The following is a 25,844-nucleotide window of genomic DNA, read 5'->3' as shown; positions in this document are numbered from 1 at the left end:
GCCAGGACCCGGACCCTGAGATCGAGTGACAGCGCTTTCGACATGACTGCCGGCCTCCAAACCCGGCAGACAGTGTGAATCATTTTCTCGCTGATTTGGGAATCCCAAAAAGATTCATTCAGATAGGGTGCCGCTCTAGCGCTTGCGGCTGGTCTTCCTCGCCGCGGCGGGCTTGCGCGGCCGCGCCACGTCGTTGGCGCCTTCCGGTTCGGGGCCGAAACCATAGCTCATGCGCTTCATCTGGGCGATTACCCGGTCCATCTCCTCATCCGAGAGGATGGGCGGCTTGCCGAGGGTTAGCGCCTGCACATAGAGCCGGGAAATCGTCTCGACCTCGGTCGCCATCCACAGGGCGCTGTCCATGGTCTTGCCGAGCGAAATCTGCCCATGCTGGCCCAGCAGGCAAGCGAGCCGCCCTTCAAGCGCCTCGATCGCCATGTCTGACAGCGCCTGGGTGCCGAAGGTGGCATAGGGCGAGCAGCGGATGGTGGTGCCGCCGGCGATTCCAACCATATAGTGAAATGACGGAATGGTCCTGTGATGGCAGGCCAGCGTCGTCGCATAGACGGAATGGCAGTGCAGTACGACGTCGATGTCAGGGCGGGCTTTCAGGATGTCGCGGTGGAAGCGCCACTCCGAGGAAGGCCTGCGGCCCGCGTAGCTGCCGTCGAAGTCCATCTCGACAATGTCCTCCGGCTTCATGGTGTCATAGGGGAGCGAGGAGGGAGTGATCAGGAAGCCGCTCTTGATGCGCAGGGAGAGGTTTCCGGACGTGCCCTGGTTGATGCCGGAGGCATTCATCTTGCGGCAGGTGGCGATCATCTGGCGGCGTTCGGCGAGATGGCTGGTCTTGGGCATGAGCATGAACCTCGGAGATTGGCCGGAACAACGGGCGCGGCTGGCATAGTCCCGCCAGCCCATAAAGGCAACCTCGCGGCGATCAGGCCCAGCGGAAGACGATGAAAGCCCAGATCAGCGCCAGGATCACCGCCCCCCACAACGGCGTTCCATAGAAGGCAAGCCAGCCGAGGAAGATGAAGGCGCTGCCCAGATGCGTCATGAACAGCCGGTCGCCCCGGGTCGTATCGAGGCGGAAGATGCCGCGGCGCGGTGAGCCGCCTGGCGAGAAATATTCCCACACACCCATGGCCAGGATCGAGCCGAAGACATAGAGGAAGAACGCGATGGTGACGCGGTTCCAGGCCATCCAGCTTCCCAGCGGCTGCTGCCACCATTCGGCCGAGAACATCATCGGGTTTTCCATGGTCCTGCCTTTCTCATACGCGGCCGAGGGCGAAGCCCTTGGCGATATAGTTGCGCACGAAATAGATGACGATGGCGCCGGGAATGAGCGTGAGAACGCCCGCCGCTGCGAGCAGGCCCAGCTCATAGCCCGAGGTGCTGGCGGTTTTCGTCATGGCCGCAACAATGGGCTTGGCGGCGACCGAGGTGAGGTTCTTGGCCAGCAGCATTTCAACCCACGAGAACATGAAACAGAAGAACGCCGCGACACCGATTCCCGCCGAGATGGTGGGCAGGAAGATCTTGATGAAGAAGGACGGGAATGAATAGCCGTCGACATAGGCGGTTTCATCCAGTTCCTTCGGCACACCGGACATGAAGCCCTCGAGAATCCAAACCGCCAGCGGAATGTTGAACAGCGTGTGCGCCAGCGCCACGGCCCAGGGCGTGTCGAACAGGCCAACCGCCGAATAGAGATTGACGAAGGGCAGCACGAACACCGCGGCTGGCGCCATGCGGTTGGACAGCAGCCAGAAGAACAGATGCTTGTCGCCGAGGAAGCGGTAGCGCGAGAAGGCGTAAGCCGCGGGCAGCGCGAACAGGATCGAAATCACCGTGTTGATCACCACATAGGTGATCGAGTTGATATAGGCGTTGTACCAGGACGGATCGGTGAAGATCGTCCGGTAGCTGTCCAGCGTGAAATCGCGCGGGAAGGCGCTGAAGCCGCCCAGGATCTCGTTCGTGGTCTTGAACGACATGTTGAGCAGCCAGTAGATCGGCAGCAGCAGGAACAGGATATAAAGCGCCAGAACGATATAACGCTTGCGCATCACTTGGCCTCCTCGCGCATCATCAGCGTGTAGAACAGCCAGCTCAAGAACAGGATGATCAGGAAGTAGACGATGGAGAAGGCGGCGGCCGGGCCGAGGTCGAAGCCGCCCAGCGCCTTCTGCACGAGGTCGATTGACAGGAACTTCGTCGTGCTGCCTGGGCCGCCGCCGGTGAGCACGATGACTTCCGTGTAGATCATGAAAGAGTCCATAAAGCGCAGCAGGATGGCGATGGTCAGCACATGCTTGAGCTTGGGGAGCTGGATATAGCGGAACACCGCCCATGGCCTGGCGCCGTCGACCTTGGCGGCCTGGTAATAGGCGTCCGGGATCGCCACAAGCCCGGCATAGCAGAGCAGCACGACGAGCGAGGTCCAGTGCCAGACATCCATCAGGATCACCGTGAACCAGGCGGAAATCGGCTGGCGCGTATAGTTGAAGGGAATGCCCAGCGCGTTGATGCCCTTGCCAAGAAGCCCGATGTCCGGGAGCGCCATGATGTTCCACATCGAGCCCACGACGTTCCACGGCACGAGCAGCGGCAGCGCCAGCAGAACCAGGCACACCGACACCCAGGGGCCTTTGCGCGGCATGCACAGCGCAATCGCCAGGCCGAGCGGAATCTGAATGATCAGAACCAGCGCGGTGAAGATGATCTGGCGGCGCAGCGAGGCATGGAAATCCCGGTCATGCAGGAGCTGGTCGAACCACACCGTGCCGGACCAGAAGAACTCGTTGTTGCCGAAGGTTTCCTGCACCGAGTAGTTGACGACCGTCATCAGCGGCACGAGCGCGTTGAACGCCACCATCAGGAACACCGGAAGCACCAGCCACCAGGCGCGGTTGTTCTGGATCTTGGTCATCGGTGCGTTCCCGCCATCCAGCCGTCGACATAGACCTGGGTGTGCGGCGGATCGAAAGCGAGGAACGTCTTGCCCTCCGGCACGCTCTCGCCCTCCTTCAGCAGCAGCTTGATGCTGTGGCCGTGGCTTCTGGTTTCGACAATGCGGTAGCGCCCGGCATCGGAAACGCGCACCACATCGGCGGCGATGCCGTCGGCCGCCACGGACACGAATTCCGGCCGCACGCCGATCTCGGTGCGGCCCTTGGCCGTGGCCTCGCCGGCATTGCCCGTTTCAACCGGCTGGCCGCCGAAGAAGGCCTTGCCGCCGCGCAGTTCGGCAGGCAGCACATTCATGCCGGGCGAGCCGATGAAATGGCCGACGAACGTGTGCTGCGGCTTCTCGAACAGTTCAATCGGCGTTCCCGACTGGACCACTTCGCCGAGGTTCATCACCACCACGCGGTCGGCGAAGGTCAGCGCTTCGGTCTGGTCATGCGTCACATAGATCATGGTGCGCCTGGTCTTGAGGTGCAGCTCCTTGAGCTTCGAGCGCAGCTGCCACTTGAGATGCGGGTCGATGACGGTGAGCGGCTCGTCGAACATGATCACGTTCACGTCGGCGCGCACCAGGCCGCGGCCCAGCGAGATCTTCTGCTTGCCGTCGGCGGTGAGGCCCGAGGCGCGCTTCGACAGCGTCTTGGTGAGCTCCAGCATCTCGGCGATCTCGCCGACGCGGGCCTTGATGTCAGCCTCCGGCACGCCGCGGTTGCGAAGCGGGAAGGCGAGATTGTCGTACACCGTCATGGTGTCGTAGATCACCGGGAACTGGAACACCTGCGCGATGTTGCGCTCCTCCGGCGTCGCGCGCGACACGTCGCGGCCGTTGAAGCTGATGGTGCCCTCGGTGGGCGTCAGCAGGCCGGAGATCAGGTTCAAGAGCGTGGTCTTGCCGCAGCCCGAAGGCCCGAGCAGCGCATAGGCGCCGCCATCCTCCCAGGTGAGCGACAACCGCTTCAGCGCGTAATCCTCCTCGCCTTGCGGATTGGCCATGTAGGAGTGGCGGAGGTTCTCGATGCGGATTTCGGCCATCAGGACACCCGTTCGCCGGACGGCGCGAAGAACAGCGCGCGGTCAATTTCGGCATGGAGTTTCGCCGGCGAGCCCACCTCGAAGGGATGAATGCCATGCGACTGCGACACCCAGGTCGACCCGCCGACATCCAGATGAATGATGCTTTCCGAGCCGGAGAGTTCGGTCACCAGCACGCGGCCATCGACCGCGGCGGCCCGGCCCTCGGCAGGCAGCGGCGTCAGATGATGCGGCCTGAGGCCCAGCGTGTATTTGCCGTCCGGAAGCTTCGCGGCCGCGGCGCCGGCGGGCCAGCTGCTGTTGCCGAAAATCATCAGCCGGTCGCCGCGCTTTTCGACCGGCGCGGTGTTGATCGGCGGATCGGAGAACACCTGCGCGGTGAGCAGGTCCTTGGGCGCGCGGTAGATCGCTGCGGTGGGGCCGAACTGGGTTATGCGGCCCTCATGCAGGGTCGCGGTATTGCCGCCGAACAGCAACGCTTCCGAAGGCTCCGTCGTGGCATAGACCACGATGGCGTTGCGGCCGGCGAACAGCTTCGGCAATTCGTCGCGCAGTTCTTCGCGCAACTTGTAATCGAGATTGGCGAGCGGCTCATCGAGCAGGATCAGGTCGGAATCCTTGACGATGGCGCGGGCAATCGCGGTGCGCTGCTGCTGGCCGCCGGAAAGCTCCGAGGGGCGGCGCTTCAGCATCGGCTTGAGGCGCAGGAGATCGGCGGCCGCCATGACGCGTTTGTCGATTTCGCCCTGGCTCATGCCAGCCACCTTCAGCGGCGAGGCGATGTTGTCGTAGACGCTCCAATTCGGATAATTGATGAACTGCTGGTAGACCATGGATACGTTGCGCTGCTGCACGGCAACGCCGGTCACATCCTTGCCACGAAACCTGATGGCGCCCGATGTCGGCTTCTGGATGCCGGCCATGATCTGCATCAGCGTGGTCTTGCCGGCGAGCGTTGTGCCCAGCAGCACGTTGAACGAGCCCTCGGGCAGCACCAGCGATGTCGGATAGATATGGGTCTCGGCCCCGGCACGCTTGCTGATATCGATCAATTCGAGGGCCATTGCATGCCTTTGCGTCATAAGACGGTTGGAGCGCGGGAATTGCTTCCCGCGCTCCCGATGTCAAGAGAAGTTACTCCTGCCAGCGCTTGACGATTTCCTCGTAAGCGATCGTCTGGCCGGCTTCCTTCTCGTTTTCGAGCTTGGCCTTGGGGCCGTCGGCCTTGCCGAGCCACTCTGACGGATCCTTGGGCTCCGACAGACGCGGGCCGCAGCCGCCATAGGTGTTGTTGGCCTTGTCCGCGGCTTCCATGCGGGCCATCACCTGCTCCATTTCGGCGGCGAGACGGTCCATGGCCTCCTGCGGCGTGAAGGCGCCGGAGTTCACGTCACCGATCTGCTGCCACCAGAGCTGGGCCAGCTTCGGATAGTCAGGCACGTTGATGCCGGTGGGCGACCAGCGGATACGGTCCGGCGAGCGGTAGAACTCGACCAGGCCGCCCAGCTTCGGCGCACGGTCCGTGAAGGACTGGTGGCGCACGGTGCTGTCGCGGATGAAGGTGAGACCGACCTGGCTCTTCTTCACGTCGACCGTCTTGGACACCGCGAACTGCGCATAGAGCCATGCGGCCTTGGCGCGGTCCATCGGGGTCGACCTCAGGATCGTCCACGAACCCACGTCCTGATAGCCGACCTTCTGGCCTTCCTTCCAGTAGGGGCCATGCGGCGAGGGCGCCATCCGCCACAGCGGGTTGCCCTGGTCGTCGACGGTGTTGTTGCCTTCCGACTTCGGCGCCACCATCGAGGCGGTGAAGGCCGTGTACCAGAAGATCTGCTGGGCGACGTTGCCCTGGGCAAGCGCCGGCAGCGACTGGTAGAAGTCGTAGTCGGCCGCACCTGGAGGCGCGTATTTGCGCAGCCACTCGTCCCACTTGGCGATGGCGTAGACCGCCGCCGGGCCGTTGGTTTCGCCGCCGCGGGCCACCGAGGCGCCCGACGGGTTGCAGGAGCCCTTTTCCATGCGGATGCCCCATTCGTCGATGGGGATGCCGTTGGGCTCGCCGACGGTGCCGGCGCCGGCCATCGAGAGCCAGGCGTCGGTCATGCGCCAGCCGAGGTCCGGGGCGCGCTTGCCGTAGTCCATGTGGCCGTAAATGCGCACACCGTCGATTTCCTTCACCTCGTCGGTGAAGAACTGCGCGATGTCCTCATAGGCCGACCAGTTGACCGGCACGCCAAGCTCATAGCCGTACTTGGCCTTGAACTTCTCCTTGAGGTCCGCACGGTCAAACCAGTCCTTGCGGAACCAGTAGAGGTTGGCGAACTGCTGGTCGGGCAGCTGATAGAGCTTGCCATCCGGACCGGTGGTGAACTTCGCGCCGATGAAATCGGCGAGATCGAGGCCAGGATTGGTTACGTCTTTCCAGTCGCCAGCCATCATGTCCGTCAGATTATAGGTCTGCTGCAGACGGGAGTGCGTGCCGATCAGGTCGGAGTCATTGACATAGCCGTCATACAGATTGCGGTTGGTCTGCATCTGCGTCTGCACGGCCTGCACCACTTCGCCCTCGCCGAGGATCTGGTGGTTCACCTTGATGCCGGTGATTTCCTCGAAGGCCTTGGTCAGCACCTTCGATTCGTAGTCATGGGTCGGAATGCCTTCCGAGAGCACGTTGATTTCCATGCCCTTGAACGGCGCTGCCGCCTGAATGAACCACTCCATCTCCTTCAGCTGGTCTTCTTTCGACAGTGTCGACGGCTGAAATTCGGAATCGATCCACTTCTTCGCGGCTTCAACATCCGCGAAAGCCGGATTTGCGACCGCGAGCAGCGCAAAGCCCGCCGCGGAGGCAAGGTATTTCAGTTTCATGTGGGTCCTCCCTAGGGATTGACGCCAGAGTCCTGACGTCTGTTTAAAAATATCATCCGAAACCAAACGAAGGTCAATCGCGAAAATTCCGAAGCTTTTTGCAGTGCAATATTGCAAAATGCGAAAAAAAGGGAATATCATGGAAATATGGGTTCGCCCTACCCGGTCACGGCGGGAGCGCATCCTTCTGGAGTTATCATGCAGGGTATCAGTCCCCGTCAACAGCAAATACTGGCTTTGGCCCGGCAGACCGGCAATGTGACGGTGGATGACCTGGCGTTGCGTTTTGACGTGACTCCGCAGACCATCCGGAAGGATCTGAACGAGCTCTGCGACACGCGGTTGCTGGCCCGCACCGATGGCGGCGCCATGCTGTCCTCCGGCGTCGAGAATTTCGCCTATGAGGCCCGCCGCCACATCGCGGCGGTCGAGAAGGAGGTGATTGCCCGGCGCGCGGCAAGCCTCATTCCCAATAACTGCTCGCTGTTCATGAACATCGGCACCACCACCGAGGAAGTGGCGCGCGCGCTTGTGCATCACGAGGGCTTGCTGGTGATCACCAACAACATCCATGTCGCCGCCATTCTGATGCCGCGGCCGAAGATCGAGGTGATCGTGGCGGGGGGAATGCTGCGCAAGAGCGACGGCGGCATCGTCGGCGAGGCGGCGGTGGACTTCATCAGCCAGTTCAAGGTCGACCACGCGGTGATCGGCGCCTCGGCGATCGACGAGGATGGCGCCATGCTTGACTTCGACTACCGCGAGGTGCGCGCCGCCAAGGCCATCATGCACAATGCCCGCAACGTGATGCTGGTGGCGGACGCCATGAAATTCACCCGCAGCGCGCCGGTGCGGATCGGTCATCTGTCGGATGTCAACGTGTTCGTGACCGACCGCACGCCGCCCGAGCCGGTCGTGGCTTTCTGCAACGACAACGGCGTGAGGCTGGAAATCGCCGAAGCGGCGCCGCAACAACAGCAAACCATGGAAGCCGCCGAATGATGTTCGATCTGTTTGTCATCGGCGGCGGCGTGAATGGCTGCGGCATTGCCCGCGATGCGGCGGGCCGCGGCCTCAGCGTTTGCGTCGCCGAGCAGAACGACCTTGCCTCGGGCACCTCCAGCGCATCGACCAAGCTCATCCACGGGGGCTTGCGCTATCTCGAGCATTATGAGTTCCGGCTGGTGCGCGAGGCGCTGATCGAGCGCGAAGTGCTGCTCAAGGCGGCCCCGCATATCATCTGGCCGCTGCGCTTCGTGCTTCCGCACCACCAGGGCATGCGGCCCTGGCCGCTTCTCAGGCTTGGGCTGTTTCTCTACGATCACCTCGGCGGCCGGGAAATCCTGCCCGGCACGCGCGGCATCAATCTGCGCAACGATCCCACCGGAAAGCCGCTGAAGGACAGCTACACGCGCGGCTTTGAATATTCCGATTGCTGGGTGGAGGATTCGCGCCTCGTGGTGCTCAACGCCCGCGACGCGGCCAGCCGCGGAACGGTGATTCGTACACGGACGAAAGTGCTCTCCGCGCGGCGCGCCGATGGCGTATGGGAACTGACGGTGGCCCGCGAGGGCGGCCAGGAAGAAAAGCTGCGGGCCCGGGCGCTGATCAATTCGGCGGGCCCCTGGGTGAGCCAGGTGCTGGGCGCGGTGGTGGGCCGCAACGACCCCGACAAGATCCGCATGGTGAAGGGCAGCCACCTGGTGGTGAGCAAGCTCTATGACCATGACCGCTGCTATATCTTCCAGAATGCCGACGGGCGCATCTGTTTCGCCATTCCCTATGAATCAGACTACACGCTGATCGGCACCACCGACGAAGACCACAAGGGCGATCCCGGCAAGCCGCATATTTCAGAAGCCGAGACCGATTACCTGTTGGGCGCGGTGAGCGAATATTTCAGGACGCCGGTGACCCGCCAGATGATCCGCTGGGCCTATTCCGGCATCCGGCCGCTCTATGATGACGGCGCGTCCAAGGCGCAGGAAGCGACCCGCGATTACGTGCTGAAGCTCGACCAGACGGACGGCGGCGCGCCGCTGCTCTCGGTGTTCGGCGGCAAGATCACCACCTTCCGCAAGCTCGCCGAGGCGGCGATGGAGAAGATCGCGCCGTTCTTTCCCGGCATGGGCAAGCCGTGGACGCACAGCGCGCCGCTGCCCGGCGGCGATTTCGCCTATGACGAGGTGGACCAGCGGATCGCCGCCTTGTCCCGCCAGTATTCTTTCCTCGGCGGCGCAAACGCCAAGCGCCTGTTCCGCGCCTATGGCACGGGGGCCGCGCGCATGCTGGACGGCGCCCGCCGCGCCGAAGATCTGGGGCGCTCGTTCGGGCCGCTGAGCGAGCGCGAGATCGCCTGGCTGAAGCACCAGGAATGGGCCGAAACCGCCGATGATATTCTGTGGCGGCGCTCGAAGCTGGGGCTGCACATGAGCGAGCAGGAACAGGACGCGCTGCGCGGCTTCATGGCGGACGGCGGCGCTCCGAAGCTGATGCGCGTCGGGAGCTGAACCATGACCGGACTGATCCTCGCCATTGACCAGGGCACCACATCGTCGCGGGCCATCGTGTTCGACGCGAAGCTCAAACCGAGGGGCTCGGGCCAGAAGGAATTCAGGCAATATTACCCAAAATCCGGCTGGGTGGAGCACGACCCGGAGGAAATCTGGCGCAGCGTGCTGGCGGTGAGCAAGGCGGCGCTGAAGAAAGCCAAGGCCAGGCCGCAGGCGGTGAAGGCCATCGGCATCACCAATCAGCGCGAGACGGTGGTGATCTGGAACCGCCGCACCGGCAAGCCCATCCACAAGGCCATCGTCTGGCAGGACCGGCGCACCGCCGGGCTCTGCGAGAAGCTCAAAGCCGAAGGCTATGAGGAGCAATTCACCGCCAGGACCGGCCTGCTGCTCGACCCTTATTTTTCGGGAACCAAGATCCGCTGGCTGCTCGATCATGTGAAGGGCGCGCGCGAGAAGGCGGAAAAGGGCGAGCTCGCCTTCGGCACTATCGACAGTTTCCTGATCTGGCGGCTCACCGGCGGCAAGGTGCACGCGACCGACGCCACCAACGCCTCGCGCACGCTGCTCTACAACATTCATTCCGGCCAGTGGGACGAAGCCCTGCTCCGTATCCTCAACGTGCCAGCGAGCCTGCTCCCCGAGGTGAAAGATTGCGCGGCTGATTTCGGAACCACCGATCCCGCGCTGTTCGGCGCGGCGCTGCCGATCTGCGGCGTTGCCGGAGACCAGCAGGCCGCCACCATCGGCCAGGCCTGTTTTGCGCCTGGCATGATGAAGGCGACCTACGGCACCGGCTGCTTCGCATTGCTCAACACCGGCGAACGGGCGGTGCGCTCCAACAACCGGCTGCTCACCACCGTCGCCTACCAGATCGGCGGCCAGCGCACCTATGCGCTGGAGGGCGCCATCTTCATCGCGGGCGCAGCCGTGCAATGGCTGCGCGACGGGCTGAAACTCGTGCGCACGGCGAGCGAAACCGGCAGGCTGGCGAAAGCGGCTGACCCGCACCAGCATGTGTATCTGGTGCCGGCCTTCGTCGGGCTGGGCGCGCCCTACTGGCGCTCGGACGCGCGCGGGGCGATCTTCGGGCTCACCCGCGGCAGCACGGCGCGCGAACTGGCGCAGGCAGCACTCGAGGCCATCTGCTACCAGACGCGTGACCTGCTGGAAGCCATGCAGAAGGACATGGGCGATACCGGCGCGACGATCCTGCGCGTCGACGGCGGCATGACGGCGTCGGACTGGACCATGCAACGCCTGGCCGACATTCTCGATGCACCCGTTGACCGGCCGCCGATCCTGGAGACGACGGCGCTGGGGGCCGCCTATCTCGCGGGCTTCAAGGCCGGTTTGTTGCCGGAACCCGCCAGCTTCGCAAAGCGCTGGAAGCGCCAGACCCGCTTCATGCCGAAAATGAAGGCCGCTGAGCGGGAGGCCAAATACAAGGGCTGGAGCGAGGCGGTGCGCCGCCTGCTGAGCTGAGTTTCAGCCCGCCTTCAGCACCGAGCGCGCGATGATCCGGAAGAACAGCGGATAGGGCAAGGCGCGCAGGGTCTTGAGGATGGCAACGAAGCGCCGCGGGTAAGCGATCTCGAAACGGCCTGATGCAAGTCCGTCGATGCTGCGCCGCGCCGCCTCGTCCGCCTTCATCAGGAAAGGCATCTCAAAATCATTCTGCGCGGTGAGCGGGGTTTCGACAAAGCCGGGGTTGATGACGCTCACCCGGACGCCCTTGAGCTTTATCTCGGGGTACAGGCACTCGCCGAGATTGATCAGCGCCGCCTTGGTCGGCCCATAGGCCGCCGCCTTGGGAAGCCCGACATAGCCCGCCACCGAGGCGATCCAGGAGAGATGGCCCTGGCCGCGGGCCATCATGCGCGGCGCCAGCGCGGCGATGCAGTTCACCACGCCCATGTAGTTGGTGTCCATCATGCGGGAGAACTGGCCGGGATCGAGCCGGTCGATGGCGACCGGCGTATAGGTGCCGGCCCCCAGCACGGCGAGATCGATGGGCCCCAGTTGCGCCTCGATCTTGTCAACCGCCGCCTGGCAGGCCGATGCATCGGTCACATCCAGCGGCACGGCCATCAGCCCCGGCCCCAGCGCCGCCAGTTTTTCAGCGGAGCGCGCGGAGACCGCAACCTTCACGCCGCGGGCCGCCAGTTGAAGAGCGATTTCCCGTCCGATGCCGGTGGACGCGCCGGTGATCCACGCCGTCTTCCAGACGATGGGGTCAGCCACCGATCAGATGCCGACGAACGGCTGCATCAGCCGGGCGGCCAGCGTCTTGAAGCGGGTCGGGCGCTCGGTGGCGACGAGGCAGATGCAATCCTGATCGCCTTCCACCACCGGCTTGTGCTCGATCTCCTCGTCGAGGTCGGCGACATCGCCCGCCGCGAAGCGGCCGATGTGATCGCGGTAGGCGCCTTTCAGCACCAGCGTGATCTCCTCGCCGCCATGGCCGTGTTCCGGCATGGCGCGGCCCGCGCCGATGCGCAGCAGCTTGAGCTGGCCCTTGGCGCCGGCGGGGAGTTTGATGTCGAACATGGCCACACCCGGCGCCCTGGTCTTCCACGCGATATCGTTGAAATCCGACGCGCCGATCAACTGGGCGAGCGGCTTCGGGATCGCCGAACGCCGTGGCGCGGCGCGGCGCGCGGGAGCGGCCGGCGCTGCTTCGAGCGCCGCCAGGGTGCGTGACCGGCAGTCACCGGACACCTGGTCTTCCGGCATTTGTTCAAGCAAGGCCCCGCCAACGGCCTCAGCCTCAAGCAGGGCCTCCCGGCAGACGGGGCAGGCGGAAATATGCGATGCGGCCACCACCGCGAAGGCCTCGTCCAGCGTTCCGGCCGCGTAAGCCATGAGCGTGCTGTAATCGAGATGATGGGTCGGTTTCACAGTCCAGTCTCCAATATGCGGCGCAAGTGCCCGTAAGCCAGGCGCATGCGGGATTTAACGGTTCCGAGCGGGATCGACAGCTTGCTGGCGATCTCGCTCTGCGGCATGTCCTCCACGAAGGACAGTATCAGTATCTGGCGCTGCTCCTCGGGGATTGACTGCAGCGCCCTGGCCACCAGCCCATCCTCCTGCTTGCGGCCCAGCAGTTCCTCGCCCTCCGGCGCCTCCGAGGGCTCGTCGTAATCCCCGAGCTCGGTCGTCGGCATGTGCACATCGCGCCGGATACGGTCGATCCGCAGGTTGCGGGCGATGGTGAAGACCCAGGTGGTGACCGAACCCTTGGAGGGTTCGTACAAGGCGGCCTTGGTCCACACCGCGATCATCGCTTCCTGCACAAGGTCCTCGGCCAGTTCGGACGAGGCATTCTTGCGCATCATAAAGCTCTTGAGCCGCGGCGCGAAATGGTCGAAAAGCTGGCCGAAAGCCAGTCTGTCCCGCTGCTGCGCGACCCGCGCAATCAGTTGCCGGAACAGGGCCTCGGCCCGCTGTTTATCGTCGTCCTGTTGCCTGCCTGCCGGTTCCATGACGGCATACATAGCATGTTTCCTCTGTTCGGAAGGGTTTACGCCCCGACCTGTCAGGCGGATCACCTGATCCGCATACGTCCGGGGATCGTTAACAAAGACAACCGAGAGGAAAAACCTTGAAACCCCGTCACATCGCCGTCGTCGGCTCTGGAATTGCCGGCCTCTCCGCTGCCTGGCTGCTGTCCAGGGCGCATCGCGTCACGCTGATCGAGGCCGATTCGCGGCCGGGCGGGCATTCCAACACGGTCGATTGCGAAATCGACGGCCGGGAGATTTCGGTCGACACCGGCTTCATCGTCTATAATCCGCCGGCCTACCCCAATCTCACCAAGCTTTTCGAGCACCTCGACGTGCCGACCGCACCCTCGAACATGAGCTTTTCAGTGTCGATGGGCGGCGGCGCCTATGAATATGCCGGGTCGTCGATCGCCCAACTCATCGGCCAGCCAGGCAATCTCGTCAACTGGGGCCACTTGCGGATGATCCGCGATATCCCGCGGTTTTTCAAAACCACCCTGGCCAAGCTGCCGGGCCTTCCCGAAGACGTAACCATCGCCCAATTTCTGGAGGCCGAGGGCTATTCGTCCTATTTCATGGACCGCCATCTGTTGCCGATGGCCGGCGCCATCTGGTCGGCGGCGCCCGGTGATATGCGCGACTATCCCGCCAGGGCCTTTCTCAAGTTTTTCGACAATCATGGCCTGCTGAAGGTTACCAACCGCCCGCTGTGGCGCACCGTCAGGGGCGGCTCGCGCGAATATGTGTCGCGGTTGATCCGCGATGGCCTGTTCGAGACCAGGCTCAGGACTCCTGTCACCTCGATCCGCCGCACGCCCGCCGGCGTCACGCTGCACGCCCGCGATGGCGGCGAGCAGAGCTTCGACGACGTGGTGCTTGCCACCCATGCCGACCAGTCGCTGGCCATGCTGGCCGATGCCACGCCGGAAGAGCGCCGCCTGCTCTCCTGCTTCCGTTACTCGCGCAACCGCGCCATACTCCACCGTGACCAGCGCCTGATGCCGAAACGCCGGCGCCTGTGGTCGAGCTGGAATTACATGTCCGAAATGCCACCGCATAACGCCGCCACCAGCGCCGTCACCTATTGGATGAACAAGCTGCAGCCGCTGCCGGTCGAAGCCCCCGTATTGGTGAGCCTCAACCCGCTGCGCGAGCCTGATCTTGACCGCGTGCTGGCCGAATTCGACTATACCCACCCGATTTTCGACCCCGCCGCCATGAAGGCGCAGAAGGATTTGTGGAAGATCCAGGGTTCGCAGCGGGTCTGGTTCTGCGGCGCCTATTGCGGGTCTGGTTTCCATGAGGACGGAATCCAGTCCGGCCTCGCGGTGGCGGAGCAGCTGGGCGGCGTCCGGCGGCCATGGACGGTGGCCAATGAATCGGGCCGCATCCATCTGTCGCCACGCAATCCGGAGACGCCGCAGTTCCAGGAAGCCGCCGAGTAGCATGCCGGAAACCTGCCTCTATCACGGCGAGGTGGTGCACCGCAGGCTCAATCCGGTGCGGCATGAACTCCGGTACAAGGTTTTCAATATCTTCGCCGATGTCGACCGGCTCGCCGAAACGGCTGGCCGGCTGCGGCTGTTCAGCTACAACCGGCTCAACCTGTTCTCGATCATGGACCGCAACCACGGGCCGGGCGATGGCACGCCGGTGAACGCGCATGCCTGGAAGCTGATGCGCGCGGCTGCCGGCGGCCAGTCGGTCAAGCGTATCTTTATGTTCTGCTACCCGAGCGTACTGGGCTATGTGTTCAACCCGCTCACCGTCTATTATGGCTTCGACGCCGATGAGCGGCCGCGGCTGATGATCTATGAGGTGAACAACACCTTCGGCGGCCGCCACTCCTATGTCATTCCGGTGGGCGAAGAGTTCGCCCAGTCCGCGCCGAAGCATTTCTTTGTGTCGCCGTTCAATGCGGTGGAGGGCCGTTACACCTTCCATTTCACCGCGCCGGAAGAGAAGATGGCGCTCGGCATCGGCCTCAGCGCCGGCGGAAAGCCGGTGCTCAAGGCTTATGTCAGCGGCACCCGCCAGCCGCTCGACGACCGGAACCTGCTTCGCTCCTTCCTCGGCATCCCGTTCCTGACCCTCAAGGTGATCGGCGCCATTCACTTGCAAGCCGTGCGGCTTTTGTGGAAAGGTTTACGGCTCAAACCACGTCCCAAGCTGCCGAACCATACCATCGATATTCTGCCTGAGGTCAGATCCGAGCCATGACATCCGAAACACTGCCCGCGCGTGATGGGCTTCTGGGGCAGATCATCGCCGCCGCCGGCCGCCGCCTCATGCCGCGTGAGGTCGCGGGCGGAATCACCCTCACCTTGCCGTCCGGCCGCCAGCACCGGATCGGCTATGCCAAGCCCGGCGCCACCTGCGACTTGCAGTTGCGCAACTACCGCCCGGTGTGGGCTGCCATGCGGCGCGGCGCCATCGGTTTTGCCGAGAGCTTCATGGCGGGCGATCTCGATAGCAGCAACGTCACGGATGTGCTGCGCTTCTACCTGCAAAACCGCACTGAACTGAACGAAGCGGCGCGGCCAGTCTTCTACAAGAGCGCCGCCGACCGGCTGTTCCACATGATGCGGCGTAACACCAAGTCCGGGGCGCGCCGCAATATCAGCGCCCATTATGATCTCGGGAACGACTTCTATTCGCAGTGGCTCGACCCGACCATGAGCTATTCCTCGGCTTTTTTCGGAACCGGTGCCCAGACCCTCGAAGCGGCCCAGATTGCCAAATATGACCTGGTTCTCGATGCCCTGACGCTGAAACAGCCCTCATCAATCCTCGAGATCGGTTGCGGCTGGGGCGGCTTCGCCGAGGTTGCCGCAAGCCGCGGTCACCGGGTCACCGGCCTCACCATCTCCCAGGAGCAGCTCGACTATGCCCGCGCCCGGCTGGGAGACCAGGCCGAAATCCGCTTCCAGGACTACCGCGATACCCCCGGACAATATGACGCCATCGCCTCGATCGAGATGATCGAGGCGGTGGGGGAAGCCAATTGGCCGGCATATTTCCGGGTTCTGCACGACAGGCTGAGGCCCGGCGGGGCGGCCGCCGTGCAGGGCATCACCATCCATGAGCGGCTCTATGATGGCTATCGCCGCAAGGCCGATTTCATCCAGCGCTACATCTTCCCGGGTGGCATGCTGCCGACCAAGCAGATTCTGGCCCGGCAGGCCGCCGAGGCCGGCCTGAGCTTCGAAACCGTCAGGACCTTCGGGCAGGACTACGCCCGCACCCTGGCCATGTGGCGCGAGCGGTTCGAAGCCGCCTGGGCCTCGATATCCGTTCTTGGTTTCGACGAACGCTTCCGCCGCCGCTGGCGCTACTACCTGTGCTATTGCGAGGCCGGCTTTGCCGAGAACTCGATCGACGTGGGCGTTTACCGCTTCCGCAGGGCGAAGTGATCGGCTGAGGCGCTGCCCCCGTAGAGAGGGCATGTTACAGCGCAATGAACAAACAAATTTCGACCTCCTGGCCTATTTCGAGGGCCGGACAACCGCCGATGGCGTGTTTGAGGATCGCAAGGGCCGCATCCGCCGCCGCTTTACCGTTGAGATGATGGGGCGGTTCGAGGGCAACAGCCTGATCCTTGACGAGCATTTTGTGTTTGACGATGGCGAACGCCAGCAGCGCACGTGGACGCTGGCGCGGCGCTCCGCCGACAGCTTCACCGGCACCTGCCCGGATTCGGTGTCCGAGGCGCGCGGGCGGCTTGCCGATGGCGCGGCCTATCTTGATTCGGAACTGCGGCTCAAGGTCGGCAAGCGCCAGATCGCGATGCGCTTCGACGACGCCTTCTATGAGGCCGGAGCTGGCTTGGTGCTCAACCGCTCCACAGTCAGCAAATGGGGCATAAGGGTCGGCCAGGTGCTGATCGTGTTCCGCAAGTCCTGATCACCAGCGATCAGCCAGCGTTGCCGAAACGATCGGCCGTAACGTCATCATCAGGCTGTCGGCCATCACCGCATGGCCCTCCGCGGTCGGGTGCATGGCGCCCGTTGTTTCTGAAAAAACCGCTGCAGACGCGGCTTCATCAATCCGTCCTGACCTGTCCTTCACTTTCTGGTTCACCACCATATAGGCATCGTTGAAGGTTCTCACCCAGCGCTGGCGGAGCGCATAGGGGTAGTGTTCGGTGGCCGGATTATAGGGCCGCCAGCGGCCCTCTTCGCCGGAAAAACTGCTCTGGCAGGTCTGTGTGTCGCGCGAAGCCGTGCCGAAACATGGAATCATCAGCTGCTCCGCCGGATCGGCGATGCGGCGCAGGTTCTGCGCGCAGAAGCCATGGCCGTCGAACATCCGGTCCGCATAGACGTTTCCCGCGAAGGTCCAGCCGTGATCTCCAGCCAGATCGCGCATGCGGCGGTGCAGCTGCCCGAACTGCTCCCGCACCGCGGCGAGACGTTCGGGCCGCGCGGTGAGCCAGGCTGAGAACACATCGAGCGACTGGTTGGCGGCATAGCGGTCCTCGTCCTCGCCATCGTCAGGCGCGGCCTCGCAGATCTCGCCGTTTTGGCTGTTGACGAGGTCGGGATAGGCGGTGATCACCACCCGCGACGGATCGAAGACGCCATCACTGGCGGAGGCCAGCGGCAGGGACGCCTGCAACGCCGCGGCAAGCCGGGCGTAGGCCGCCGGTAAATCATCGCGCATACGGCTCGCAAATTGCTCAGCGCTCACCGTGGCGCCGAAGAAGGCGGCGATATTGGCCGACGCGCCATCGCGCAGCGAGGCCCAGGCCACGATGTTGGAAAAGCCGAGGTCATTGCCGCCGACGGTCAGCAACACCAGGTCGAGATTGCGCCGGAAAGCCTTGCCGGGGCAGCGGGGAATGCCGCGCTTGATCTCAGCAGGTTCGCGGCAAAGCTCGCTGACCAGGCGGTAGAGCTGGGAATCGGTTTCGCCGCCCGCGATGAGCGGCGGCGCCGCCTGGCTGTTCCGCGTATTGCTCGGCAGGCGCTCGACATAGGTCTGCGGGCCCAGAATGCCGGCCTCGATGCCGGCCCCGGAACAGGAGTAATCAAGGAAAGTCACCGCGATCTGCGGGTTTTCGACGGCGATCTGAAGGGCTGCCCGCAACTGCTGGCCGTAGAGAGACCGGTGGCACAGCCCGTCCGTCCACACGGCATCGCCGCCGGCATCGTTGCGATCGCGTTCGGGATAAAAGTTCCGCGTACGCCGGGTTTCGCTGAAGGCTACCGGAATGTTGGGGTTTCCCTCACCCGAGGCAAAGCTGTCGCCAAGCCCGGCGATCAGCAGGTCCTTGACCCGCGCTTCGGCGATCAGCGGCGTTTCGCCGATTACATTGACCGAGATTTCGCCGCCATCTGGAAAGGGCAGGGCAATTGTCGGGCCGCTCACCCGTTCGCCGCAGCCGGCCTCGGCGACCAGCAAGCCATCGATCCGCCATTCGCAGCGCGCCCCGGCTGGCAGCGCCGCGCCGTCGCCGGTGAGCCACATTTCGATTTCATGGGCCGGTGGATTGACATAGGCGCCGATGCCGCCACACGCCGAATGCGCGCGCTCTTGCGGATCATAGCACAGCGCTTCCTGTTCCCGCGCCGCCCAGCCGCGCCAATCGAAGTTCTGGCGCAGGATGCCGCTGAACGCGATATAGCGGTCATTGAGCACATGCTCCGAGCCCAGCACCGCGGTTCTGGCGAGATAGGCCTCGCGCTCGGCGGCCGCCATGTTCTGCTGGTCGAGATAGAGCTGGTACTGCCGCCAGGCGCTGACATGGCGCGCAAATGATTGCGGCTCGCGGAACAGCCGGAACCGGTTGACGACCTGCCAGTCGATCCTGAACTGGATGGCGTTCAGGGTCTGGGCTTCGGCCGGCGGCGGCGCCCAGGCGAGGAGGATGGCAAGACCAAAGAGAAAAGCGCGCATGAGGCGCGTCTAAACGCTCAATGCGGGCTAAGTTTGGGCAAGGCGCGGGCGATCTCCGGCGCGGCCCGGCAGCCGCCCGAGTTGCAGCATATGAAACACGGCAAGCGATTGTGCATCGCAACAATGGCGCAACAGCCGCACCCAACTCACTTGACGCTCTTTGCTCATAATCGTTTAGTGTCGGACACCGAGCAATCGAAGTGAACGGCTTAACAAGACCTGCGGAGAGACCCTACCGCTGGCGTCGGCAAGGTGGATGGGAACAGGCGAGGTCAATCCGGCGAACATGACTGACGCAGCGGCAGGCGATGCCATGCTGCCAGTCGCTTTGCGCGCCATTTCCAAATCCTTCGCCGGCATCAAGGTGGTGAACGATGTCAGTTTCGACATCCGCCCTGGCGAGGTGCATGCCCTGATGGGCGAGAATGGCGCCGGAAAATCCACGCTGATCAAGATCATGGCGGGCCTTTACCAGCCCGATGAAGGGCAGGTGCTGGTCAATGGCCGGGCGGTGAAACTGGCCACGCCGAAGGAGGCCCATGCCGCCGGCATCGCCACCGTGCACCAGGAACTGCTGCTGTTTCCAGAACTGACCGTGGCCGAGAACATCTTTCTGGGGCAGACGCCGAAGACCAGCCTCGGCACCATCGACTGGCAGGCCATGCGGCGGCGGGCGCGCGCGCTGCTCGAATCCCTCGACAGCGGCGATCTCGACATTGACCAGAAGGTTGCCTCGCTGTCGGTCGGCAACCGGCAGAGGATCGAGATTGCCCGGGCGCTCGCCCAGGACGCCCGGGTGCTGATCATGGATGAGCCGACCGCAGCGCTCGCCGAGCATGACGTGCAGCGGCTGATGAGCATCGTGCGCAATCTTCGTCAGCGCGGGGTGGCCATCGTCTATGTCAGCCACCGCATGCCCGAAATCTTCGCTCTTGCCGACCGCGTCACCGTGCTGCGCGATGGCCATCACGTGGCGACGCGCCCGGTCTGTGACGTCGATGAAGCAGCGCTCGTTTCCATGATGGTCGGCCGCCCCATTGACCGGCTCTACCCGGCCAAGCAGGGCCAGGATGGCGACACCATTCTCGAACTCAGGAATGTTTCCCACCGCAATGTGGTGCGCGGCATCTCGCTGAAGCTCAAACGCGGCGAGATCCTGGGGCTCGCCGGGCTCGTCGGCTCGGGCCGCACCGAGACGGCGCTCACCATCTTCGGGATCACGCCCGCCACCGCGGGAGAAATCCTCATCGACAGCAAGCCGGTGAGCATCTCTTCGCCGGAAGCGGCGCGCGACTTAGGGATCGCCTATGTGCCGGAAGACCGCGGCCACCAGGGCCTGATCCGCATGCAGTCGATCGAGGACAACATCGCGCTGGCCAATCTGAAACGGCTGACGCGCGGCCTGTTCATGGATATGGCGCGGATCACCGCCGAGGCCCGGCAGGCCATCAGCCGCTTCGGCATCAGGGCGCGCGGGCCCGATCAGCTGGTGCGCCAGCTTTCCGGCGGCAACCAGCAGAAGGTGGTGCTGGGCAAGTGGCTCGCCACCAATCCACGCATTCTCATCATGGATGAGCCGACGCGCGGCATCGACGTTGGCGCCAAGGCGGAAATCCACCTTCTGATGCGCAAGCTGGCGGGCGAGGGCATGGCGATCCTGATGATCTCCAGCGAACTTCCCGAGGTTCTGGGCATGAGTGACCGGGTGCTGGTGATGAACAGCGGCCGCATCGTCGGCGAATTCGACAAGGCGCACGCCTCGGCCGAGGCGGTGGGCACCGCGATGACCCGCAGCTACAGCAAGGATCAGGCGGCATGACCGCGCTTGCCGCATCGCCCGGCCGGTCCGGCCTGCAGCGCTTCATCAGTGGCTACGGCCAGGAGATCGTGGTGCTCCTGTCGATCGCCGCGCTGTTCGTGGTGGTGGGATCGGTCAATCCTCGTTTCCTCTCCGACACCAACATCAATTCGATCTTTGCCGGCAACGCCTATATCGCCATCGCCGCCATCGGCATGTCGATGGTGATCATCTCCGGCCACATCGACGTGTCGGTGGGCGCCCTGATCGGGGTGATCGCCACCATTGCGGGAACACTCGCGGTGAACGGCTACCCGGTCTGGGTGGCCTGGGGCGTGCCGATCCTGTTCTCGATCGCCGTCAATGCCGGGGTTGGCGCCCTGGTGGCCTATACGCGCATTCCCTCGATCGTGGTGACGCTCGGCATGCTTTCGATCCTCAAGGGCGGGCTCATCAGCATTACCGCCGGCGAATGGATTTCCGATCTGCCACCGGAATTCATGCTCTCGCAGATGCGGCCGTTCGGCATTCCCTCGGCGGTCTATTTCATGGTGGCGCTGACCATCCTGGCGGCGCTGTTCATGCGCTATACGGATTTCGGCCGCTCGATCTATGCGGTGGGCGGCAACATGGAAGCCGCCCGCGCCGCTGGCATCAACCCGGAGCGCACCGTGGTCGGGGTGTTCGCGCTGCACGGCCTGTTCTCCGGCATCGCCGGGATCCTGTTCGCGACCCAGCTGCAGGTGATCCAGTCGACCGTGCCTCCCAATCTGGAACTGACGGTGATCACCGCCTCCGTGATCGGCGGCGTCTCGATCCTCGGCGGCACCGGAACGGTGATCGGATCGACGCTGGCCGCCATTCTCTTCGCCTGCATCGGCTCGGCGCTGATCTTCCTCAATGTCTCGGCCTATTGGCTGCGCGCCGTGCTGGGGCTGTTGATCCTGGCGACCGTGCTTGCCGACATGGCGCGGCGGCGGAGGGCCACATGACGGCCGCGAGACTCCTGCGCCATGAGACCATTCTCGCGGTCCTGACAGTGATCGCGCTGATCGTGCTCGCCTCGCTTTCGGATAAGTTCTTCACCGCCGAAAACCTGCTCAATCAGGGCCGTCTGATGGCCGAGGTCGGGCTTGTTGCGCTGGCCATGACCTTTGTCATCGTCACCGGCGGCATCGATCTGTCAGTGGGCTCGATCCTCGGGCTGACGGCGATCCTGCTGGGCGTGTTCTGGAAGAACGTCGGGCTGCCGCTTCCCGCCGCCATCGTGCTGGCCCTGGCGTGTGGAACCTTCGCCGGCTGGGTCAATGGCTGGATCATCACCCGGTTTGGCGTGCCACCGCTGATCGCCACCTTGGCCACGCTCGCCCTCTACCGTGGCCTTGCGGAAGGAATCAGCGAAGCCCGCTCGGTGCGTGGCTATCCGGAATGGTTCTTCTTCTTCGGCCAGGGCGAGATCCTCGGCGTGCCCTTCCAGTTATGGGTGCTGGGCATCGCCACCGTAATCGCGGCGGTGATCCTCGGCCTCACGCCCTTCGGCCGCGCCACCTATGCGATCGGCGCCAATGAGACGGCGGCGCGGTTTTCCGGCATCCGTGTGGATGCGGTGAAGCTGTGGATCTACACCGCGGCCGGCTTCTGCTCGGCGCTGGCGGCGGTGATCTTCGTATCGCGCGTGACGACGACGCGCTCCGACATGGGAACCGGCCTGGAGCTGGATGTGATCACCGGGGTGGTGCTCGGCGGCACCTCGATCTTTGGCGGGCGCGGCACCATCATCGGCACGGTGCTGGGGCTAATCCTGATCCAGGCGCTGAAGAACGGCCTGGCGCTGTCCGGCGTCAAGGGCGACGGCACCATCGTGGTCATTGGACTGGTATTGATCGGCGCCATCCTCGCGGGGGCGCTGTTCGACAGAAACAGAGGCGGCTGAGCAAGGGAGGCTGCTTCCGGCTCACCCGCCTGTGAGCAGGAAGACCAACACGGGAGACAAGGACATGAAGAAACTTACGCTTGCGGCAATGGTCAGCCTCGGCCTGATGGCCGGCTCCGCGCTTGCCGCTTCGGCCTGGACCGGCGGCGATGATCTGCCGACCAATCCGCTGGCCTGCGATGGCACGCCATCGGCGGCTGCCGCCAAGCCTTATGACGGCGGTTCGCCCACCAACCCGCCCGACCGCAAGGGCAAGAAGATCACGGTGGTGGACGTTCCGAAGCTGATCGGCATCGGCTATTTCAACGCCACATCGAAAGGCATTCAGGACGCCGCCGCTGAACTCGGCAATGTCGACGCCAAGACCGACGGCCCGACCGAAGCCAACATCGACGAGCAGATTACCTTCCTCGACAACTACATCACCAGCGGCGTCGATGGCATCCTGTTCGCCGCCAACGACCCGGTGGCGATTGCGCCGGTGCTGAAGAAGGCGCTGGAGAAGGGCATCAATGTGGTGGGCTATGACGCCAACTCGGTTCCTGAGGCGCGGCAGTGGTTCGTGAACCAGGCCGAGTTCAACGGCATCGCCAAGGCGCTCGTCGATAACATGGCCGCCGAGATCGGCGGCGAAGGCGGCGTTGCCATCGTGACCTCGACCTTCACCACGCCGAACCAGGCGCGCTGGATCGCCGAAATGGCCGCCTATGCCGAGAAGTGCCATCCCAAGCTGAAGTGGCTGGAGACGGTGGAGGCCCAGGAAGACAACAACCTGTCCTTCAACCAGGCGACCACCCTCATCAACAAATATGGCGATGACCTCAAGGGCATCTTCGGCATGACCTCGGTGGCCACGCCCGCCTCGGCGGAAGCGGTGACCCAGGCCAACAAGTGCGGCTCGATCGCCGTCGTCGGCCTCGCCACGCCGAACGCCATGAAGCCCTATGTCGAAAAGGGCTGCGTGAAGTCGGTGGTGCTGTGGAACCCGGTCGACCTCGGCTATGCGGCAATGATGGTGCTGCGGGCCGTGGCTGACGGCACGCTGCAGCCGGGCGCGACCTCGGTGAAGGCCGGCAAGCTTGGCGATCTCCAGGTCATCAACGGCTCGGAGATCCTGCTCGGTTCGCCCTTCGTCTTCACCAAGGACAATGTCGGCCAGTTCGATTTCTAAGCCATCGTTCCGGGGGCGCGCCGGTTCAAGCCGGTGCGCCTCATTTTACCGTTTACCGAAAGCGAGACTGACATGAGCAACTCCGCCACCGTTCCGTCCCTGTGGGATGATGCCAGGGCCGCCGGGCTGGATGAGCCTGGCCTGCTGCTATACCGTTCCAACCTTCTCGGCGCGGACTTGCGCATCACCAATTTCGGCGGTGGCAACACCTCCGCCAAGGTCGAGGCAAGGGACCCGCTGACCGGCGATAAGGTGACGGTGCTGTGGGTCAAGGGCTCGGGCGGCGACATCGGCTCGATGAAGCTCGACGGTTTCGCCACGCTCTATCTCGACAAGCTCGAATCCCTGAAAGGGCTCTACCGGAGCCTCGACCAGGAAGACGCGATGGTGCATGCGCTCAACCACTGCACCTTCAACCTCAATCCGCGCGCGCCGTCGATCGACACCTGCCTGCACGGCTATGTTCCCTACGCGCATGTCGACCACGTTCATTCCGATGCGGTGATCGCGATCGCCGCCTCCAGCGATGCCGAGCGGCTGACCAGGGAAGTATTCGGCGGCGAGATCGGGTTTCTGCCCTGGCAGCGCCCCGGCATCGACCTTGGAATCAAGCTCGGCGAACTGGCAAAGAAGAATCCGCAGTTTGTCGGCGTGGTGCTGGGCAGCCACGGGCTGTTCACCTGGGGAAAGACCGCCAAGGAAAGCTACGAGACCACGCTCAGGATCATCAACAAGGCGGCGGTCTGGCTGGAACGCAATGGCGAAAAGCCGGCTTTTAAGGGTCCCAAGGTCGAATCGCTCTCCGATGCGGCGCGGCGCGAAGCGGCGCTGCGGCTGATGCCGGAAATCCGTGGCCGTATCTCCATGCATGAACGCAAGGTCGGCCATTTCGTCGATTCGCCGGAGGTTCTGGAGTTCGTGAACTCCAATATGCTGGAGACATTGGCGCCGCTCGGCACCTCCTGTCCGGATCACTTCCTGCGCACCAAGATCAGGCCGCTCATCGTGCCGCATGATGCCGATGGCGCCGATCTCGACAGGCTGATCGATGGCTATCGCGACGGCTATAAGGCCTATTACGAGCGCTGCAAGCACCCGGATTCGCCCGCCATGCGCGATCCCAACGCCGTCATCTATCTGGTGCCGCGGGTTGGCATGCTGTCTTTCGCCAAGGACAAGGGCACGGCCCGCGTTGCGGCGGAGTTCTATGTGAACGCCATCAATGTGATGCGCGGGGCATCGGGTGTTTCAGCCTATCAGGGGCTGGACGAACAGGAAGCCTTCAACATCGAATACTGGCTGCTCGAGGAGGCCAAGCTGGCCCGCCTGCCCAAGCCGAAGAGCCTCGCGGGCCGCATCGCCTTCATCACCGGCGGGGCGGGCGGCATCGGCTCGGCCATCGCCTCCAAGCTGCTCTCGGAAGGCGCCTGCGTGGTGCTGGCTGATATCGACGAGGCAGCACTGACGGAGGTCACCGCGGGGTTCGGCAACACCTTCGGCAGGGACAATGTGCGCGGCGTCAAGATGGATGTGACCTCGGAAGCCGCCGTCATCGCCGCCATGAACCAGGCGGCGCTGGACTATGGCGGCGTCGACATCGTGGTTAACAATGCCGGCATCACCATTTCTGCCATGGTCGAGGACACCACCCTCGAACTCTGGAACAAGAACCAGTCGGTGATGGGGGCGGGCTATTTCCTGGTCGGCCGCGAAGGCTACCGGCTGCTGAAGCGGCAGGGCCTCGGCGGTTCCATGGTGTTCATCTGCTCGAAGAATGCCGTGGCGGCCTCGCCCGGCGCCTCCGCCTATTGCGCGGTGAAGGCGGGCGAGCTGCATCTCGCCCGCTGCATGGCGCTCGAAGGGGCGCCGCTCGGCATTCGTGTCAATGTCGTCAATCCCGATGCGGTCCTGCGCGGGTCCAAGATCTGGCAGGGGCCGTGGCGGCAGCAGCGCGCCGCTTCGCTCAAGATCACCGAGGATGAGCTTGAGGAGCATTACCGCAAGCGCTCGCTCCTGCAGCGCTCGGTCTACCCCGAGGACATCGCGGAAGGCGTCTATTTCTTCGCCTCCGATCTTTCCAGCAAGTCGACCGGGAACTTCCTCAACATCGATGCCGGCAACGCCGCATCCTTCACGAGGTGATTCG

24 protein-coding genes are annotated in these 25,844 nt (G+C 63.9%); 13 read left to right on the top strand and 11 right to left on the bottom strand.

Annotated features, from left to right (window positions below; all coding sequences use genetic code 11):
- Positions 1–135: 135 nt before the first annotated feature.
- The 7 genes from ACKOED_RS15675 to ACKOED_RS15645 all read right to left on the bottom strand — a co-directional run bounded on the left by ACKOED_RS15675 (position 136) and on the right by ACKOED_RS15645 (position 6,879).
- Positions 136–858 carry a class II aldolase/adducin family protein gene (locus ACKOED_RS15675; protein ID WP_408917562.1) on the bottom strand — a complete coding sequence of 241 codons (723 nt, stop codon included), beginning with the start codon at positions 856–858 and terminating at the stop codon, positions 136–138.
- A gap of 82 nt (positions 859–940) precedes the next feature.
- Positions 941–1,252 carry a DUF2160 domain-containing protein gene (locus tag ACKOED_RS15670; protein WP_408917561.1) on the bottom strand — a complete coding sequence of 104 codons (312 nt, stop codon included), beginning with the start codon at positions 1,250–1,252 and terminating at the stop codon, positions 941–943.
- Between the two features lie 25 nt (positions 1,253–1,277).
- Entirely contained in the window at positions 1,278–2,075 is a 798-nt protein-coding gene (locus ACKOED_RS15665) for a carbohydrate ABC transporter permease (protein WP_408917560.1), read from the bottom strand.
- Positions 2,075–2,938, bottom strand: coding sequence for a carbohydrate ABC transporter permease (locus tag ACKOED_RS15660; RefSeq protein WP_408917559.1), 864 nt, complete (start codon positions 2,936–2,938; stop codon positions 2,075–2,077). Before ACKOED_RS15660 ends, ACKOED_RS15665 begins: the two co-directional genes overlap by 1 nt.
- Positions 2,935–4,008 (bottom strand): ABC transporter ATP-binding protein, encoded by a 1,074-nt coding sequence (locus ACKOED_RS15655; protein ID WP_408917558.1) that lies wholly within the window; start codon positions 4,006–4,008, stop codon positions 2,935–2,937. The genes ACKOED_RS15660 and ACKOED_RS15655 overlap by 4 nt, the downstream gene beginning before the upstream one ends.
- Positions 4,008–5,072, bottom strand: a complete 1,065-nt coding sequence (locus ACKOED_RS15650) for an ABC transporter ATP-binding protein (protein ID WP_408917557.1) — start codon at positions 5,070–5,072, stop codon at positions 4,008–4,010. Before ACKOED_RS15650 ends, ACKOED_RS15655 begins: the two co-directional genes overlap by 1 nt.
- A gap of 70 nt (positions 5,073–5,142) precedes the next feature.
- Positions 5,143–6,879, bottom strand: a complete 1,737-nt coding sequence (locus ACKOED_RS15645) for an ABC transporter substrate-binding protein (protein ID WP_408917556.1) — start codon at positions 6,877–6,879, stop codon at positions 5,143–5,145.
- Positions 6,880–7,077: 198 nt separating this feature from the next.
- Here ACKOED_RS15645 and ACKOED_RS15640 point away from each other — a divergent pair, with 198 nt between their 5' ends.
- From ACKOED_RS15640 to glpK, 3 genes are read left to right on the top strand one after another with little or no spacing between them, the layout of a single operon-like run.
- Entirely contained in the window at positions 7,078–7,881 is an 804-nt protein-coding gene (locus ACKOED_RS15640) for a DeoR/GlpR family DNA-binding transcription regulator (protein WP_408917555.1), read from the top strand.
- A complete protein-coding gene (gene glpD, locus ACKOED_RS15635) occupies positions 7,878–9,389 on the top strand; it encodes a glycerol-3-phosphate dehydrogenase (RefSeq protein WP_408917554.1) in 1,512 nt (503 codons plus the stop codon). Before ACKOED_RS15640 ends, glpD begins: the two co-directional genes overlap by 4 nt.
- Before the next feature lie 3 nt (positions 9,390–9,392).
- A complete protein-coding gene (glpK, locus tag ACKOED_RS15630) occupies positions 9,393–10,877 on the top strand; it encodes a glycerol kinase GlpK (protein ID WP_408917553.1) in 1,485 nt (494 codons plus the stop codon).
- 3 nt (positions 10,878–10,880) lie between these two features.
- Here glpK and ACKOED_RS15625 read toward each other — a convergent pair whose 3' ends face one another.
- From ACKOED_RS15625 to ACKOED_RS15615, 3 genes are read right to left on the bottom strand one after another with little or no spacing between them, the layout of a single operon-like run.
- Positions 10,881–11,636 (bottom strand): SDR family NAD(P)-dependent oxidoreductase, encoded by a 756-nt coding sequence (locus tag ACKOED_RS15625; protein ID WP_408917552.1) that lies wholly within the window; start codon positions 11,634–11,636, stop codon positions 10,881–10,883.
- Positions 11,637–11,639: 3 nt separating this feature from the next.
- Positions 11,640–12,293 carry a ChrR family anti-sigma-E factor gene (locus ACKOED_RS15620; protein ID WP_408917551.1) on the bottom strand — a complete coding sequence of 218 codons (654 nt, stop codon included), beginning with the start codon at positions 12,291–12,293 and terminating at the stop codon, positions 11,640–11,642.
- Positions 12,290–12,730 carry a sigma-70 family RNA polymerase sigma factor gene (locus ACKOED_RS15615; RefSeq protein WP_408917550.1) on the bottom strand — a complete coding sequence of 147 codons (441 nt, stop codon included), beginning with the start codon at positions 12,728–12,730 and terminating at the stop codon, positions 12,290–12,292. Before ACKOED_RS15615 ends, ACKOED_RS15620 begins: the two co-directional genes overlap by 4 nt.
- A gap of 24 nt (positions 12,731–12,754) precedes the next feature.
- Here ACKOED_RS15615 and ACKOED_RS15610 point away from each other — a divergent pair, with 24 nt between their 5' ends.
- Genes ACKOED_RS15610 through ACKOED_RS15590 form a run of 5 tightly spaced genes read left to right on the top strand, consistent with a single transcriptional unit; the run spans position 12,755 to position 16,801 of the window.
- Positions 12,755–13,000, top strand: a complete 246-nt coding sequence (locus tag ACKOED_RS15610; RefSeq protein WP_408917549.1) for a hypothetical protein — start codon at positions 12,755–12,757, stop codon at positions 12,998–13,000.
- The gene (locus ACKOED_RS15605; RefSeq protein ID WP_408917548.1) at positions 12,997–14,343 is read left to right on the top strand and encodes an NAD(P)/FAD-dependent oxidoreductase; all 1,347 of its coding nucleotides are present in this window, start codon (positions 12,997–12,999) and stop codon (positions 14,341–14,343) included. The genes ACKOED_RS15610 and ACKOED_RS15605 overlap by 4 nt, the downstream gene beginning before the upstream one ends.
- Before the next feature lies 1 nt (position 14,344).
- Positions 14,345–15,118, top strand: coding sequence for a DUF1365 domain-containing protein (locus ACKOED_RS15600; protein WP_408917547.1), 774 nt, complete (start codon positions 14,345–14,347; stop codon positions 15,116–15,118).
- On the top strand, positions 15,115–16,311 hold the full coding sequence (locus ACKOED_RS15595; protein ID WP_408917546.1) for a class I SAM-dependent methyltransferase: 1,197 nt from the start codon (positions 15,115–15,117) through the stop codon (positions 16,309–16,311). The genes ACKOED_RS15600 and ACKOED_RS15595 overlap by 4 nt, the downstream gene beginning before the upstream one ends.
- 31 nt (positions 16,312–16,342) lie before the next feature.
- Entirely contained in the window at positions 16,343–16,801 is a 459-nt protein-coding gene (locus ACKOED_RS15590) for a DUF3833 family protein (RefSeq protein ID WP_408917545.1), read from the top strand.
- Here the strand turns inward: ACKOED_RS15590 and ACKOED_RS15585 are convergent, their stop codons facing one another.
- Positions 16,802–18,796: a hypothetical protein gene (locus ACKOED_RS15585; protein WP_408917544.1), complete on the bottom strand. Its 1,995-nt coding sequence runs from the start codon at positions 18,794–18,796 to the stop codon at positions 16,802–16,804.
- A gap of 286 nt (positions 18,797–19,082) precedes the next feature.
- On the opposite strand from ACKOED_RS15585, the gene ACKOED_RS15580 reads away from it, so the two are divergent.
- From ACKOED_RS15580 to ACKOED_RS15560, 5 genes are all read left to right on the top strand, one after another.
- Positions 19,083–20,615: a sugar ABC transporter ATP-binding protein gene (locus tag ACKOED_RS15580; protein WP_408917543.1), complete on the top strand. Its 1,533-nt coding sequence runs from the start codon at positions 19,083–19,085 to the stop codon at positions 20,613–20,615.
- On the top strand, positions 20,612–21,586 hold the full coding sequence (locus ACKOED_RS15575; protein WP_408917542.1) for an ABC transporter permease: 975 nt from the start codon (positions 20,612–20,614) through the stop codon (positions 21,584–21,586). Before ACKOED_RS15580 ends, ACKOED_RS15575 begins: the two co-directional genes overlap by 4 nt.
- Positions 21,583–22,527 (top strand): ABC transporter permease, encoded by a 945-nt coding sequence (locus tag ACKOED_RS15570; protein ID WP_408917541.1) that lies wholly within the window; start codon positions 21,583–21,585, stop codon positions 22,525–22,527. Before ACKOED_RS15575 ends, ACKOED_RS15570 begins: the two co-directional genes overlap by 4 nt.
- A 64-nt stretch (positions 22,528–22,591) precedes the next feature.
- A complete protein-coding gene (locus ACKOED_RS15565) occupies positions 22,592–23,698 on the top strand; it encodes a substrate-binding domain-containing protein (protein WP_408917540.1) in 1,107 nt (368 codons plus the stop codon).
- Positions 23,699–23,770: 72 nt separating this feature from the next.
- Entirely contained in the window at positions 23,771–25,840 is a 2,070-nt protein-coding gene (locus ACKOED_RS15560; RefSeq protein ID WP_408917538.1) for a bifunctional rhamnulose-1-phosphate aldolase/short-chain dehydrogenase, read from the top strand.
- Positions 25,841–25,844 lie beyond the last annotated feature (4 nt).

The sequence above is a fragment of the Aestuariivirga sp. genome, from assembly GCF_046093005.1.
GTDB lineage: Bacteria > Pseudomonadota > Alphaproteobacteria > Rhizobiales > Aestuariivirgaceae > Aestuariivirga.
Note: the sequence above shows the minus strand (reverse complement) of the source record. Positions and strands in the feature narration are given on the sequence as shown.

Coding starts and splice junctions, on each gene's coding strand:
- ACKOED_RS15670 (WP_408917561.1), bottom strand. CDS start 1,252: ATGATGTTCTCGGCCGAATGGTGGCAGCAGCCGCTGGGAAGCTGGATG.
- ACKOED_RS15595 (WP_408917546.1), top strand. CDS start 15,115: ATGACATCCGAAACACTGCCCGCGCGTGATGGGCTTCTGGGGCAGATC.
- glpK (WP_408917553.1), top strand. CDS start 9,393: ATGACCGGACTGATCCTCGCCATTGACCAGGGCACCACATCGTCGCGG.
- ACKOED_RS15585 (WP_408917544.1), bottom strand. CDS start 18,796: ATGCGCGCTTTTCTCTTTGGTCTTGCCATCCTCCTCGCCTGGGCGCCG.
- ACKOED_RS15615 (WP_408917550.1), bottom strand. CDS start 12,730: ATGATGCGCAAGAATGCCTCGTCCGAACTGGCCGAGGACCTTGTGCAG.
- ACKOED_RS15580 (WP_408917543.1), top strand. CDS start 19,083: ATGACTGACGCAGCGGCAGGCGATGCCATGCTGCCAGTCGCTTTGCGC.
- ACKOED_RS15570 (WP_408917541.1), top strand. CDS start 21,583: ATGACGGCCGCGAGACTCCTGCGCCATGAGACCATTCTCGCGGTCCTG.
- ACKOED_RS15575 (WP_408917542.1), top strand. CDS start 20,612: ATGACCGCGCTTGCCGCATCGCCCGGCCGGTCCGGCCTGCAGCGCTTC.
- ACKOED_RS15675 (WP_408917562.1), bottom strand. CDS start 858: ATGCCCAAGACCAGCCATCTCGCCGAACGCCGCCAGATGATCGCCACC.
- glpD (WP_408917554.1), top strand. CDS start 7,878: ATGATGTTCGATCTGTTTGTCATCGGCGGCGGCGTGAATGGCTGCGGC.
- ACKOED_RS15655 (WP_408917558.1), bottom strand. CDS start 4,008: ATGGCCGAAATCCGCATCGAGAACCTCCGCCACTCCTACATGGCCAAT.
- ACKOED_RS15660 (WP_408917559.1), bottom strand. CDS start 2,938: ATGACCAAGATCCAGAACAACCGCGCCTGGTGGCTGGTGCTTCCGGTG.
- ACKOED_RS15560 (WP_408917538.1), top strand. CDS start 23,771: ATGAGCAACTCCGCCACCGTTCCGTCCCTGTGGGATGATGCCAGGGCC.
- ACKOED_RS15665 (WP_408917560.1), bottom strand. CDS start 2,075: ATGCGCAAGCGTTATATCGTTCTGGCGCTTTATATCCTGTTCCTGCTG.
- ACKOED_RS15610 (WP_408917549.1), top strand. CDS start 12,755: ATGGTCGAAAAGCTGGCCGAAAGCCAGTCTGTCCCGCTGCTGCGCGAC.
- ACKOED_RS15600 (WP_408917547.1), top strand. CDS start 14,345: ATGCCGGAAACCTGCCTCTATCACGGCGAGGTGGTGCACCGCAGGCTC.
- ACKOED_RS15650 (WP_408917557.1), bottom strand. CDS start 5,072: ATGGCCCTCGAATTGATCGATATCAGCAAGCGTGCCGGGGCCGAGACC.
- ACKOED_RS15645 (WP_408917556.1), bottom strand. CDS start 6,879: ATGAAACTGAAATACCTTGCCTCCGCGGCGGGCTTTGCGCTGCTCGCG.
- ACKOED_RS15565 (WP_408917540.1), top strand. CDS start 22,592: ATGAAGAAACTTACGCTTGCGGCAATGGTCAGCCTCGGCCTGATGGCC.
- ACKOED_RS15640 (WP_408917555.1), top strand. CDS start 7,078: ATGCAGGGTATCAGTCCCCGTCAACAGCAAATACTGGCTTTGGCCCGG.
- ACKOED_RS15590 (WP_408917545.1), top strand. CDS start 16,343: ATGTTACAGCGCAATGAACAAACAAATTTCGACCTCCTGGCCTATTTC.